The sequence below is a fragment of the Janthinobacterium sp. SUN118 genome (assembly GCF_030397695.1).
In the GTDB taxonomy this organism is placed as follows: domain Bacteria; phylum Pseudomonadota; class Gammaproteobacteria; order Burkholderiales; family Burkholderiaceae_D; genus Janthinobacterium.
On record NZ_JAPUBV010000004.1, the window covers coordinates 478,322 to 491,778 of the forward strand.

Annotated in this window: 11 protein-coding genes; 3 read left to right on the forward strand and 8 right to left on the reverse strand. The window is 64.3% G+C overall.

The window, feature by feature from the left end; translation table 11 throughout:
• Positions 1-7: 7 nt before the first annotated feature.
• Positions 8-715 (forward strand): glutathione S-transferase family protein, encoded by a 708-nt coding sequence (locus O0880_RS23925; RefSeq protein WP_289889121.1) that lies wholly within the window; start codon positions 8-10, stop codon positions 713-715.
• A gap of 161 nt (positions 716-876) precedes the next feature.
• Positions 877-2,925, forward strand: a complete 2,049-nt coding sequence (locus O0880_RS23930) for a S9 family peptidase (RefSeq protein WP_289889139.1) — start codon at positions 877-879, stop codon at positions 2,923-2,925.
• 174 nt (positions 2,926-3,099) lie between these two features.
• Here the strand turns inward: O0880_RS23930 and O0880_RS23935 are convergent, their stop codons facing one another.
• The 8 genes from O0880_RS23935 to O0880_RS23970 all read right to left on the reverse strand — a co-directional run bounded on the left by O0880_RS23935 (position 3,100) and on the right by O0880_RS23970 (position 12,935).
• On the reverse strand, positions 3,100-5,151 hold the full coding sequence (locus tag O0880_RS23935; protein ID WP_289889122.1) for an esterase-like activity of phytase family protein: 2,052 nt from the start codon (positions 5,149-5,151) through the stop codon (positions 3,100-3,102).
• Between the two features lie 72 nt (positions 5,152-5,223).
• Positions 5,224-6,153: an AraC family transcriptional regulator gene (locus O0880_RS23940; RefSeq protein WP_289889123.1), complete on the reverse strand. Its 930-nt coding sequence runs from the start codon at positions 6,151-6,153 to the stop codon at positions 5,224-5,226.
• A 55-nt stretch (positions 6,154-6,208) separates the two neighbouring features.
• The gene (locus O0880_RS23945) at positions 6,209-7,126 is read right to left on the reverse strand and encodes an AraC family transcriptional regulator (protein WP_289889124.1); all 918 of its coding nucleotides are present in this window, start codon (positions 7,124-7,126) and stop codon (positions 6,209-6,211) included.
• 14 nt (positions 7,127-7,140) lie between these two features.
• Entirely contained in the window at positions 7,141-8,622 is a 1,482-nt protein-coding gene (locus tag O0880_RS23950; RefSeq protein ID WP_289889126.1) for a mannitol dehydrogenase family protein, read from the reverse strand.
• Positions 8,622-9,671: an ABC transporter ATP-binding protein gene (locus tag O0880_RS23955; protein WP_289889127.1), complete on the reverse strand. Its 1,050-nt coding sequence runs from the start codon at positions 9,669-9,671 to the stop codon at positions 8,622-8,624. Before O0880_RS23955 ends, O0880_RS23950 begins: the two co-directional genes overlap by 1 nt.
• A 148-nt stretch (positions 9,672-9,819) precedes the next feature.
• Positions 9,820-10,638: a carbohydrate ABC transporter permease gene (locus O0880_RS23960; RefSeq protein ID WP_071324500.1), complete on the reverse strand. Its 819-nt coding sequence runs from the start codon at positions 10,636-10,638 to the stop codon at positions 9,820-9,822.
• A 10-nt stretch (positions 10,639-10,648) separates the two neighbouring features.
• Complete coding sequence (locus O0880_RS23965) at positions 10,649-11,509, reverse strand: sugar ABC transporter permease (protein WP_289889128.1); 861 nt, start codon at positions 11,507-11,509, stop codon at positions 10,649-10,651.
• Between the two features lie 115 nt (positions 11,510-11,624).
• On the reverse strand, positions 11,625-12,935 hold the full coding sequence (locus O0880_RS23970; RefSeq protein ID WP_289889129.1) for a sugar ABC transporter substrate-binding protein: 1,311 nt from the start codon (positions 12,933-12,935) through the stop codon (positions 11,625-11,627).
• Positions 12,936-13,243: 308 nt separating this feature from the next.
• On the opposite strand from O0880_RS23970, the gene O0880_RS23975 reads away from it, so the two are divergent.
• A partial coding sequence (locus O0880_RS23975) for a carbohydrate porin (protein ID WP_289889130.1) occupies positions 13,244-13,457 on the forward strand: 214 nt, incomplete at its 3' end.

Here is a 13,457-nt window from a genome sequence, read left to right on the forward strand (position 1 = left end):
TCACGCCATGGTAAGCACCCTGATCTACAGTGTCCCTTTCGGCTGCTCGTTTGCCGCCATCGTCGCCCTCGAGTGGAGCGGCCTGCCCTATCGACTGGCCCGCGTCGAAGCGCGCGACCCAGCCAGCAAGCAGCATCCCGCCTTCCTCGCCATCAATCCATTGAGCCAGACGCCGGCCCTGCTCACGCACCCGGGCGCGCCGCTGCTGGAAAGCATGGCGATTTTGCTGCATATCGCCGCCCGCGCGCCGCACAGCGGCCTGGGTTTTGCGCAAGGCACGCCCGCCTGCGACCGCCTGAACAGCGTACTGTCGTTTCTGCACACGAGCTTTCACGCCGCCTTCATGCCCGCCTTCCAGGCCGCGCGCGCGGCAGACGGCGATGCGCGCGCGGTCGTCTGGCGCGAGATGGCCGTCGAAAAGGTGAACCAGGGCCTGGCCCACCTCGAGCGCCTGCTCGCCGGCCGCGCCTGGCTCGCCTCGGACACGGCACCGACCATCGCCGACGCCTACCTTGCCGCCACGGCGCGCTGGGCCGAACCGCTGCGGCTGGCGCGCCTGGCCGACTATCCGCACGTGGCGCGCGTGCTGGCGGCACTCGAAGACGACCCCGGCGTGCGCTTTGCCCACGCCATCGAAGACGGCTTGCCGGCGACAAGCCGGGGTGGTTTCCACGGCCATGTGGCGCTTGACCAACTGGCAGCGCCGGCCAGCTAACCGGCGGTCAACTCCCGCAGAAGCCGCCTCTTTATTGCTATGATGTCGGGCTGCCGGCGGTACTGCCGGCCTCGTCAATACCATATCGATAACGTCGCATTATAAAAACGGGAGTTTGAATGAGTTTACGTCTGCTGCTCTTGGGAGCATTCAGTGCCGCCATGGCCACCACCGCCGCCGCTGCGGAACCCGCGCCGGCCGCGCCGCGCGGTTTCACCGTCGAAGACATGGTCGCCATGGAGCGCGTCGGCAGCCCCGTGCTGTCGCCGGACGCCACGCGCGTCGTCTACACGGTGCGCAGCACCAACCTGGACAAGAATCGCGGCAATACGCAGCTGTGGCTGATCGACCTGCGCGCACCCAACGCGGCGCCGCGCCAGCTCACGCGCAGTGAAGCGAGCGCCAGCGATCCGCAATGGTCGCCGAACGGCGATGCCATCTACTTCCTGTCCGGCCGCTCCGGCTCCTCGCAAGTATGGCAGCTGCCCTTGAACGGCGGCGAAGCGGCCAAGGTCACCGACCTGCCGCTCGACGTCGACACCTACCGCCTGTCGCCGCAGGGCGACCGCCTGGCCTTCAGCATGGGCGTCTACCTCGATTGCGCGGACCTCGCCTGCACGAAGAAGCGCCTCGATGACAAAGCGAAAAACAAGGCCAGCGGCATGGTCTACGACCAGATGTTCGTGCGCCACTGGGATACCTGGGCCGACGGCCGCCGCAACGCGCTGTACTCGGCGCCCATCGACGCCACCGGCAAGGTCAGCGCCGCGCCCGTCAGCCTGAGCGGCACCCTGGATGGCGACGCGCCATCCAAACCATTCGGCGACAACGGCGAATACCACTTCAGCCCGGACGGCAAGACGGTCGCCTTCTCGGTGCGCGTGGCCGGCCGCACGGAATCGTGGTCGACCAACTTCGACGTCTACACGATCCCGGCCGCCGGCGGCCAGGCGCCGCGCAATCTCACGGCCGACAATCCGGCCTGGGATGCGAAAGCCACGTACTCGCCCGATGGCCGCACGCTCGCATATGTCGCCATGACCAAGCCGGGCTTCGAGGCCGACCGCTTCCACCTGGTCTTGATGGATGTCGCCACGGGCAAGAAACGCACCGTGGCCGATGACTGGGACCGCTCCGTGGCCGACTTCCGCTGGACGCCGGACGGCAAGGCCTTCCTCGTCGCCGCCGACGACGTGGGCCAGCACCGTCTGTTCCACATCGACGCCGCCAGCGGCAAGGTCAGCGCCCTGACGGGCAAGGGCGCCGTCGGCGACTTCGACGTGCGCGGCAATACCATCGTGCTGGCGCAGGCAAACCTGGCCTCGGGCGCGCAGCTGTACACGCGCAAGCTCGACGCCAAGTCGGAAACGGCGCCGATGGTCCAGCTGACGAAGCAGAATGCGCAAGCGCTGGCCAACGTGCGCTTCGGCGAATATGAGCAGTTCTCGTTCGCCGGCGCGAATGGCGAAACCGTCTACGGCCACGTCATGAAGCCGTGGAACGCCAAGGCCGGTGAAAAGTACCCGATCGCCTTCCTCGTCCATGGCGGCCCGCAAGGCAGCTTTGGCAATAGCTGGAGCTACCGCTGGAACCCGCAGGTGTATGCGGGCGCCGGCTACGCCACCGTCTTCATCGACTTCCACGGCTCGACCGGCTACGGCCAGAAGTTCACGGACTCCATCAGCGGCGACTGGGGCGGCAAGCCGCTGGTCGACCTGCAGAAAGGCCTGGAAGCGGCGACCAAGAAGTTCCCATGGCTGGACCGCGAACGCAGCTGCGCGCTGGGTGCCTCGTACGGCGGCTACATGATGAACTGGATCGCCGGCAACTGGCCGGACGGCTTCAAGTGCCTGGTCAACCACGACGGCGTGTTCGACAACCGCGGCATGGCTTACGCGACGGAAGAACTGTGGTTCACCGAGTGGGAAAACGGCGGTCCGTACTACGACGCGCCGGCCAAGCACGAGCAGTTCAATCCCGTCAACTTCGTGAAGAACTGGAAGACGCCGATGCTGGTGGTACAGGGCGACCTGGACTTCCGCATCCCTACCGCGCAAGGCCTGGGCACCTTCACGGCGCTGCAGCGCCAGGGCATCCCGAGCAAGCTGCTGGTCTTCCCCGATGAAAACCACTGGGTGCTGAAACCGGCCAATTCGCTGCTGTGGCATCACACGGTGCTCGATTGGTTGAATACGTACACAAAGAAATAAGCAGGTGAATGTCGGATTACGGCCTTTGGCCTCGGCGGCCCCGCCTAATCCGACCTACGTTCGCTCTTCATAACAAAAAAGCCGCACGGTGCATCCCAGCACCGCGCGGCTTTTTTCATGCGTAGGTCGGATTAGCGGCGCGCGCGCCGCGTAATCCGACACATCCACCATCGTTCAATACGCAGTGAGCGCCTTGGCGAACTTCACGATCCACAGCCGGCTTGGACGTTCGCGGTCGTCGCCGCGCGCCACGCGGATGGTGTTGGCCGCGTTGCAGCCGGCCGCGCTGCTGGTGACGATGGTGCCGTTGGCGTCGACCGTGCACTTGGTCACGTCGGCGTCCTTCACTTCCACGCCGTTGGCGTCATACACCTTGGTTTTCAGCCCGAAGTCGTTGTCGTTGGCCAGCGCGATGGTGGAGTCGTCGACCAGGGTCAGGCCTTCGGCCTTTTCCGCCGCCCAGCCGATGGCGTTCAAGTCCAGCAGCAGGGTTTTCTTCAGCGGCGTGACGGCCGCCCAGTCGGCGCCGTTGACGGCCACGCCGCCCATGCTGCTCTTCTCGAGGTCCGAGCTGGCGGCATTGTAGGCGGCGGCCGAGATATCGGTGGCGCCCTTCAATTCGACCAGCATCAGCTTGTTGAATACCTTGCCCGACGGCGCGGCGCCCTGCTCGATGACGAGAAACTTGCCGCCGCCCAGCGCCACCATGTCGCCCAGCTTGGCGTTGCCCGTGCGGCCATCCTGGTAGTCGGCCGCGTTGAGAGGATACGCAAACATCTTGCCGCTGGTGCCCGCCACCGGGTCGAATTCGATCCAGCGCGTGAAGCGGGCGAAGCGCTCGACCTGCTCGGCCTTTTTCGTCACCGAGTACATGGCCGTGCCGTCCGTCAGGGGGCTTTGCAGGAAGGCGTACAGCTTGTCGTTGCTCGCGTCGAGCGTCATGCCTTCCATGCCGCGGTTGGCGCGGCGCTTGGCGAACAGCGCCGGCAAGCCCTTGCCCGGTTCATACTTGGCCTGGATGACGCCCGTGGCCGCGTCGATCTTGATGATGAAGGGGCCATATTCGTCGGACACCCACAGCGCGTTGCGCTTGGCGTCGACGACGATGGACTCCGAATCGAGGCCGCCCGCATTGAAGACGGCCTTGCCGCTTGCATCGAACTTCATCGCATCCATGACGGGAATCTCGGCCGAATTGCCCACCGCGCCCACGGGCACGGGCAAGCCCGAGCTGTTGACGCTGGCCGATACCTTGATCGGCGTTGACGAGGCCAGGACGGCGCCGTTCTTGCCTACCGTGATCACGCCAAACGAGGGCGTGAAGCTGGGCGAGGGGAAGATCTTGCTGCCGATGGTGCCCTTGCCCGATGGATCGGGCACCAGCGGGCCATCGCCGTTCGGGCCGCGGTCCGTCAAGCCATAGAATTCCAGGTCGCCGTTTGCATTCTTGCCCTTGTAGGCCAGGCCCGAGCCATACGATGGCAGGAAACCGTTCGGGAACTCGCCCTTGATCTTCGCGTTCGCGCCTTCGTACGGCACATAGAATTTGTCGGCCGCCTGGATCTGGTAGCGCGTCACCGTCACTTTCACTTCGCCGACGGGATTGGCCTGCGTCAGCGCTTCGTTGACGGGAGCGCCGGCTTTCGACGCCAGCGTGTCTTCGAAATGCTCGCGCACGAGGGCGCGGCGTTCCGCATCGACGCCGCGGGCGGCGAATTTCGCGCCCAGGCCGGCCAGGTGCCCGGCCAGCGCCGTGTTGAAGACGGCCGGCGCGGCGGCAAAGTCCAGCGTCTTGCCGGCCAGCGCCGCCTTCACTTCGGCCGTGAGCTTGATGCCGTTCGACGGATCGCTGTCCTCGTCGAGCAATTGCAGCGCCATCAGGCGGTTGACGACCTTGTCGTCCGCCACATTCGTGCTGGCGGCCAGCGCCAGCGGCGTGACGATGGCGCCGCACGGCGCCGATCCGAGGGCCAGGCCGCCCACGCTGAACGCCACCGTGTCGCCAGGATTGCAGGTGAATTCGCCTTTGGCGTTGGTGCTGGCCTTGGCCGCGCTGCCCGCCACGTAATCGAGGCCTTCCACCGCGCCGTCGAGGAACACGCCCGTCTGCGCCACCGGCTTGGCCGGTTCATTGTGGCTGTCGCTGCCGCCGCAGGCGGCCAGGGTCAGGCTGGCGGCCAAGGCCAGCAGGGTCAGTTTCGGGGTCGACGTTACAGCAGTGTTCATGCATTCCTCGGCTAGGGTGGGGATTCAAGCCGTGGAGAGTAACTGGGCAAAATGACAAGCCGATGACAGCCTTCAGGAGGCCTGTGGCGTATCCGCCACGGGTCCGCCGATGCCGCCGAAGCGGCCATCGGCCTGGCGCCGGAATTGCTTGGGCGTGACGCCCTTCACCTGCAGGAAGCGGCGGTTGAAATTGGCCACGTTCTGGAAGCCCACGTCGTAGCAGACGTTCGACACGTACTGGTCGGTATCCATCAGCAGCTGGCACGCCTTGTTGATGCGCAAACGGCTGACGAAATCCGTGAAGCTGTTGCCCGTCGCCTTGCGGAAGAAGCGCGAGAATTTACTCAGCGACATGCCCACCTGCTCGGCGAGCATTTCCGCCGAAATCGGTTCGCGGTAGTTGTCCGTGATGTAGTTGAGCACCGAATTGACCTTGGCCAGGGTGGCGTCGTCATCGTACGAGCGCAGGGAAGCGCTCGACAGCAACCGGTAGTTGGCCGTGCGCGCCAGTGTGCTCATCAGTTGCACAAATTCCGCGAAGCGCTCGGCGCCGTGCGTGGCGCGGATGCGCGCCAGATGGCGCTGCGCCTCCTGGCCCATGCCGAAAAACTCCACGCCATAGCTGGAACGCTCGAGCAGCGGCAGCAGCTCGCGCAGTTCGGGGATGACGCGCGCGGCGCCGGCCAGCGGCGCGTGGGCAAACTGCACGATCATGTCGCGCAGGGCCACGCCGCCTTCCGGCACGACATTCGAGATCCAGTTATGCGGCAAGCGGGGGCCCGTCAGCACCAGGTGGCCGGGCGAGAATTCGCCGATATAGTCGCCCACGAACAGGCGTCCGCTGGTGGCGACGATCAGGTGCAGCTCGTACTCCTCGTGGCAGTGCCAGCGCACGCGCGAACTGGGATAGCCGTGTTCCAGGTAATTGATGATGCCGTCGTAGCTTTCGCGCTCCAGTTCGGGCGCCTTGCGCTCGCCGTCCTTCTGCCATTGGTGTTCCATGCTCGTCTCTCTCGGGCTGTCCCCGCCCGTGCCATCCAATGTACCTCAAAAAGCCTCACTCGCCAAAACGGCCCAGCGCCTGCTGGCGGAATTCCTTCGGCGTCATGCCCTTCAACTCCAGGAAGCGCCGGTTGAAGTTGGCCACGTTGTTGAAGCCCGCCTCGTAGCAGATGTTGCTGACGTAGCGCTCCGTCTCCATCAGCAGCTGGCACGCCTTGTTGATGCGCAGGCGGTTGACGAAGTCCGTGAAGCTGTTGCCGGTGGCGCTGCGAAAAAAGCGCGAAAACGTCCGCTCGGGCATGTCCACCTGCTCGGCCAGCTGTTTCAGCGAAAACTGGCTGCTGTAATTGTGCACGATGTAGTTGATGGCGGAACTGATGCGCGCCAGCGCCACGTCGTCGTCGCTCGACTGCATCGGCACCGTCGACAGCAGCTGGTAGTCGCTGGTCTGCGCCAGCTCGCCCAGCAAGGTCAGGAATTCGATGAAGCGCGGCAGGCCGCTCGTGTCGCGGATGCGCTGGAAGCGCCGCAGCGACTGCTCGCTGGCGCCGAAGAACTCCACGCCGTGCAGGGCGCGCTGCAGCAGCGGAAAGATACCCTTCAGTTCGGGGATGGCGGCCGCCATCGAGGCCAGCGGCGGATGGCCGAACTGGATCACCATGTCGCGCAGGGCCACGCCCTCGGGCGGCGTGTCGAGCGAGACCCAGTTGTGCGGCACGCGCGGCCCCGTCAGCACCAGGTGGCCGGGCGTGAACTGGCCGATGTAGTCGCCGACGAAGACCTTGCCGCTCGATTCGACGATCAGGTGCAGCTCATACTCGTCATGGTAATGCCAGCGCACCAGCGAATTCGGAAAGCCGTGCTCGAGGTAGCGGATGAAGCCGAAACTGCCTTTCGGCTCGAAGCCGGGCGTGGCGTCGCGCTGCTGTTCCAGCTCCATCTGCGGCTGCGGATACTCGGCCTTGCGTGCCATGGCGCGCCCTCCCCTCAGCTGACGGCCTGTTCCAGCGCGGCGCGCGCGCCCAGCCCGTACAGGCTGGCCAGCGACTGCCCCACCGCCTGCGTGAACGCGGGCGTGTCGCTCAAGTCGCCGAACAGCTCGCGCAGCGACAGCAGCGCCGCGGCATCCGCGCCGCCCTGCAGCGCCAGCGCGCGCAGGCGCGCCGCATACGGATCGTTCAGGGGCATGTCGCGCCCCTGCTCGTCGTGGCCTTCCAGGTAGCGGAACCAGCATGCCACCGTGAAGGCCAGCAGCTTGATGGCACCGCCCTTGGCCAGCGCCTCGCGCACGGAGGGCAGCACGAATTTCGGGATGCGCGCCGAGCCTTCCGTGCCGATGCGCGCCAGCTGGTCGCGCACGGCCGGGTTCGAGAAGCGCTCGACCAGCGTATTTTTGTACTGCGCCAGGTCGACGCCCTCCACCGCGTCGAGCAGGGGCGTGACTTCCTCGTCCATCATGCGCCGCACGAGCGCGCGGATGCCAGGGTCGGCCATCGCTTCATGCGCATACGTGTGGCCCAGCTGCATGCCAATGTAGCACAGGGCCTGGTGGCTGGCATTGAGCAGGCGCAGCTTCATTTTTTCATACGGCAGCACATCGTGCGTCATCTGCGCGCCCACCCGTTCCCAGGCGGGACGGCCGTGCGGGAAGTCATCCTCGATGACCCATTGGCGGAACGGCTCGCACACGACGGGCCAGGCGTCGACGATGCCAAACGTGTCGCGCACCAGCGCCCGGTGTTCATCCGTGGTGGCCGGCGTGATGCGGTCGACCATGCTGTTGGGGAAGCTGCAATGCGTGGCCAGCCAGCGCGCCAGCTCCAGGTCGCGCAGGGCGACAAAGGCCAGCAGCATCTTGCGCGTCACGTCGCCATTGTTTTGCAGGTTATCGCAGGACATGATGGTAAACGGCGGCAAGCCGCGCGCATGGCGCAGGGCCAGGGCGGCGGCCAGGTAGCCGAACGAGCAGCGCGGCGCCTGCGGGTGCACCAGCTCGTAGACGATGTCGGCATGCGCCGCGTCAAACTCGCCCGTGCCCTGGTTGACGTAGTAGCCGCCTTCCGTGATGGTCAGCGAGACGATGCGCGTGCCCGCATCGGCCAGCTTTTCCAGCACGGCCTGCGGGTCGTCCGGCGCATACAGGTACTCGCCCACGCAGCCGATGACCCGCGCCGCATCGCCGGCCGCGCTGCGCTCGACCACCGTATACAAGCCGTCCTGCGACTGCATGGCGTCGCGCATGGCCGCATCGCTCGCCAGCAGGCCCACGCCGCAATAGCCCCACTGCGCCTGGCCTGGTACGGGCAGGGCAAGCAAGTCATCGAGGTAGACGGCCTGGTGGGCGCGGTAAAAGCCGCCCACGCCGATATGCACGATGCTGGGCACGAGCCTCTCGCGCGCATACGCGGGCACGGCGACGCCGGCCGGCAGCCGCGCCAGGTGCGCCTGTTTCAATACGATGGCAGCCATTACAGCGCTCCTTTCGCCGCCGCATAGGTCTTGCCGGCGCGGTCGAAATAATGGACGAAGCCCGGCTCGAACGTCAGGTGCGTCTGCTGGCCCGGCTGCAGGCTGCTGCGCTCGGCGCCGCGCGACACCAGCTGCACATTGTTCGGCAGGCGCACATAGGTCAGCGTTTCCACGCCCAGCGATTCGACCAGGTCGACGGTGACGGGCACGCTGCCCGGCTGCGCCGCGCCCAGGTGCACGTGTTCGGGGCGGATGCCGACAAAGCCGTCGGCCTGCGCCGCGCTGCCCGCCTGCGCCAGCAGCTGCGGCGCGGCGTCGGCCGGCACCACGTTCATGCTGGGCGTGCCGATGAATTGCGCGACGAAGCGGTTGGCGGGACGGTCGTACAGTTCCAGCGGCGAGCCATGCTGCTCGATCTGGCCGTCGCGCAGCACCACTACCCTGTCGGCCAGGGTCATGGCCTCGACCTGGTCGTGCGTGACGTAGATGGTGGTGGCGCCCAGTTCGCGGTGCAGCTTGGCGATCTCGATGCGCGTCTGCACGCGCAGGGCAGCGTCCAGGTTCGACAGCGGCTCGTCGAACAGGAACACTTTCGGGTCGCGCACGATGGCGCGGCCGATGGCCACCCTCTGGCGCTGGCCGCCCGACAGCTCTTTCGGCGTGCGCTCCAGGTAGCGCCCCAGGTCGAGGATGGCGGCCGCCTTGTCGACTTTCTCGCGAATGATGGCCGCATCGACGCCGGCCAGCTTCAAGGCGAACGACATGTTCTGGAACACCGTCATGTGCGGGTACAGCGCATACGACTGGAACACCATCGCCAGGTCGCGCTTGGACGACGGCAGGGCCGTGATGTCGCGCCCGTCGAGCGCCAGCTTGCCGCCGTCGATCGGTTCCAGGCCCGCGATCAGGCGCAGCAATGTTGATTTTCCACAACCGGACGGTCCCACGAAGACGACGAACTCGCCCTGCCGGATTTCCAGGTCGATGCCCTTGATGGCGCGGTGTTCGCCAAAGAATTTTTCGATGTTGCTCAGTTGAAGGTAAGCCATGATTTGTCTCAATTCTGATTTGTTTTCGATGCTTTCAGAAACCGTCGCGAGCGGTTCACGTTCGGTGTGAGTCGCGGAGCCGTGCGGATGCACAGTGAGCGACGGAGAGCCGAACTCGGGCCGCGCAGCAGGTTTATGGAGGCATCATTTATTTGACGGCGCCGAAGGTCATCCCCTGCACCAGTTGTTTCTGGCAGAACCAGCCCAGCGCCATGATCGGGGCGATGGCCATCAGCGAGGCGGCCGACAATTTGGCCCAGAACAAGCCTTCCGGACTGGAGTAGGAAGCGATGAGCCAGGCCAGCGTGCCCGCGTTGGAAGCGCCCAGGTTCAGCGACCAGAACGATTCATTCCACGACCACACCATGCACACGAGGGCCGTGGAGGCGATGCCGCCCACGGACAGCGGCAGCACGACGTGGCGGAATTCGTCCCAGACGGTGGCGCCATCCATGCGCGACGCCTCCAGAATTTCGCGCGGCAGCTCCTTCATGCTCGTGTACAGCAGCCAGATCATGATGGGCAGGTTCATCAGCATGAACATGATGGTCAGGCCGATGCGCGTGTCGAGCAGGCCGAAGTACTGGTAGCAGATATAGATGGGCATCAGGGCGCCCACGCCGGGCATGTAGCGCGAGCTGAGCATGAATTTCAGCAAGCCGATGGTGCCGCCCGTGGGGAAGAAGGCCATCGAATACGCGGCCGGAATGGCGATCAGCAAGCCGATGGCCGTCGACACCACGCTGGTAAACAGCGAGTTCCATGCGTAGCCGAAGTAATTGTCGCGCGCCAGCACTTCGCGGAAGCTGTCGAGCGTGGGCGTGAAGAACAGCAGCGGCGGCGTGGAAATGGCTTGCCCTTCCGTCTTGAAGGCCATCAGGCCCAGCCAGAAGATGGGGAAGAACAGCAGCAGCGCGAACAGCCAGGCGGCGGCCGTGCGGCCATACAGATTGAGTTTGCTATGCATCAAGGTCTCCTTATTTCGACAGGTTCTTGCCGATGACGCGCATCAGGAAGAAGGCGGCGATGTTGGCGATGAGCACGGCGAACAGCGCACCGGCCGAAGCCGCTCCGACGTCATAGGACAGCAGTGCCTGCTGGTAAATCATGAAGGTGATGGTGGTCGTATCGAAGCCGGGACCGCCGCCCGTGGTGGTAAAGATTTCCGCAAAGATCGACAGCAGGAAAATCATCTCGATCATCAGCACCACCGAGACGGCGCGGCCCAGATGGGGAATGTAGAGGTAGCGCAACTGCTGCACGTAAGTGGCGCCGTCCATGCGCGCCGCTTCCAGCTGTTCGCGGTCCATCGACTGCAAGGCCGTCATGAAGATCAGGCAGGCAAACGGCAGCCATTGCCACGAGACCATCATGATGATCGAGAACAAGGGGTGGGACGACAGCCAGTCGACGGGCGTCAGGCCAAAAAAGATGCTGATCTGCGCGAACAGGCCGTAAATCGGGTTGAGCAGCATGTTCTTCCACATCAGGGCATTCACGGCCGGCATGACGAGGAAGGGAGAAATCAAGAGCACGCGCACGATGGCGCGCCCGGGAAACGCTTCGTTGATCAGCAAACCCAGCGCGGCACCGAGCACCACCGTGATCAGCATGACGGAAAACAGCAGGGTGAAAGTATTCTGCAACGCCGGCAGGAAAGAGGCATCGGTAAAGAAAAAATGGAAGTTGGCCAGGCCATGGAAGGGATGGCCGCTCGGATCGAGCATGGAATAGCGCACGAACGCGTAATACAGCGTGATCAGCAGCGGGATCACGGAAATGACGGAGACGGCGACCACGGCCGGCGTCAGCAAAGTCCGGGGGATAATGCGTTTCATAATGTTCTCTTGGGACAGGTGAACCGATAACCCGCAAAGCTAAAGTACCGGGATCGGACCCTCAGGGTCCGCCCCCAGATTTATGCCGTTGGGGTACGCAAACTATGCAGCAGGCTTACTTGTAGTACCCACCCTTGCGCATCTCTCGCTCGGCCGTCTGCTGCGACAGTTCCAGCGCCTTCTCGACGCTGATCTTGCCCAGCAGTGCGGCCGCCATCTGCTGACCGGCCGCCACGCCGATCACCTGGAATTCGGGGATCGATGCGAATTGCACGCCCACGTATGGCGACGGCGGCAAGGTGCTTTGCACGGCGCGCGTGGTGGCCAGGGCCTTGCCTTCGGCGGCCGCGAATTTCGCCACCTTCTGGAACTCGGGGCTGGCGTAGGTGGACTTGCGCGTGCCCGTCGGCACGTTGGCCCAGCTGGTTTCCTTGGCAACCAGTTTCACGTAATCGGGCGACGTGGCCCAGTTGATGAAGCGCTGCGCTTCATTCGGGTGCTTCGAGCTCGATGGAATGGCCAGCGACCAGATCCACAGCCAGTTGGCGCCCCGCTCCGTCACGCCCACGGGCGACTGGGCAAATGCGACCTTGTCGGCCACCTTGCTTTGCTTCGGATCCGTGATGAAGGAAGCGGCAATCGTCGCGTCGATCCAGATGCCGCACTTGCCCTGGTTGAACAGCGCGAGGTTTTCATTGAAGCTGTTGGCGGCCGCGCCCGGCGGGCCGTACTTCTTCATCAGGTCGACGTACATGTTGACCGCGTCCTTCCACGGCTTGCTGGTGAATTGCGGTTTCCACTGCATGTCGAACAGCTGGCCGCCGTAGGAATTGGCCATGGTGGTGATCAGGGCCATGTTGTCGCCCCAGCCCGGCTTGCCGCGCAGGCAGATGCCGTACACGCCGTTGGCCGGATCGTGCAGCTTGGCCGCCACGTCGCGCAACTGGTTCCACGTCGGACGGTCCTCGATGGTCACGCCCGCCTTTTTGACCAGGTCGCTGCGGTACATGATCATCGAGCTTTCGCCATAGAACGGCGACGCGTACAGCTTGCCGTCGCCGGAGAGTCCCTCGCGGATGGCGGGCAGCAAATCGTCGATATCGTACTTGGCATCCGGCTTGATGGGGATCAGCCAGTTTTTCTTGCCCCAGATGGGGGTTTCATACAGGCCGATGGTCATCACGTCGAACTGGCCGCCCTTGGTGGCGATGTCGGTGGTCATGCGCTGGCGCAAGACGCCCTCTTCCAGGGTCACCCACTTGAGCTTGATGTCGGGATTGGCTTGCTCGAAGAACTTGCTGAGCTTTTGCATCTCGATCATGTGGCCGTTGTTGACGGTGGCGATGACGAGATCGGTTGCGGCAAGAGCGGACGCGCTGAGGCAAAAGGCGCCGGCGCACAGCGCGGCAATGGCGGTACGTTTCATTGTGTGTCTCCAGTGTTTTTGTCGTTGGCAATGCGTGAATACTTAGCACCACGACCACAATGTAGCACCGGAACTTGATACTTTCTGATACTCCAAAACCGCAATTCAATACTCTTTTGCAGCGCCGCTATGCGCGAGAGTATCGACATTGAGTAAAAACAACACTTTGAAAGAAAGTATCGCGACTTGTTCGTTTTGTATCAGGGTGGTTAAAAATGCGCTGCTAGACTTGGTTTTCGGCATTAGACCGTGCGCGGTGGCCGCCTTTTCAGGCGCACCGCTACCACCTACATCTTTCTGGAGACCGCATGAACCGCACCGCATTGAAAACCCTGCCCGCCCTGCTCCTGGCCCTCGCCAGCGCCGCCGCCATGGCCGACCCCATGTACCCATCCGACGCCGAAGGCTTCCACGGCTACCTGCGCGCCGGCGCCGGCAGCAATACCTCCGGCGACGGCGGTTCGCAAGGTTGCTTCGGTCTGGGCGGCAATACCATGAAATATCGTCTGGGCAATGAGTGCG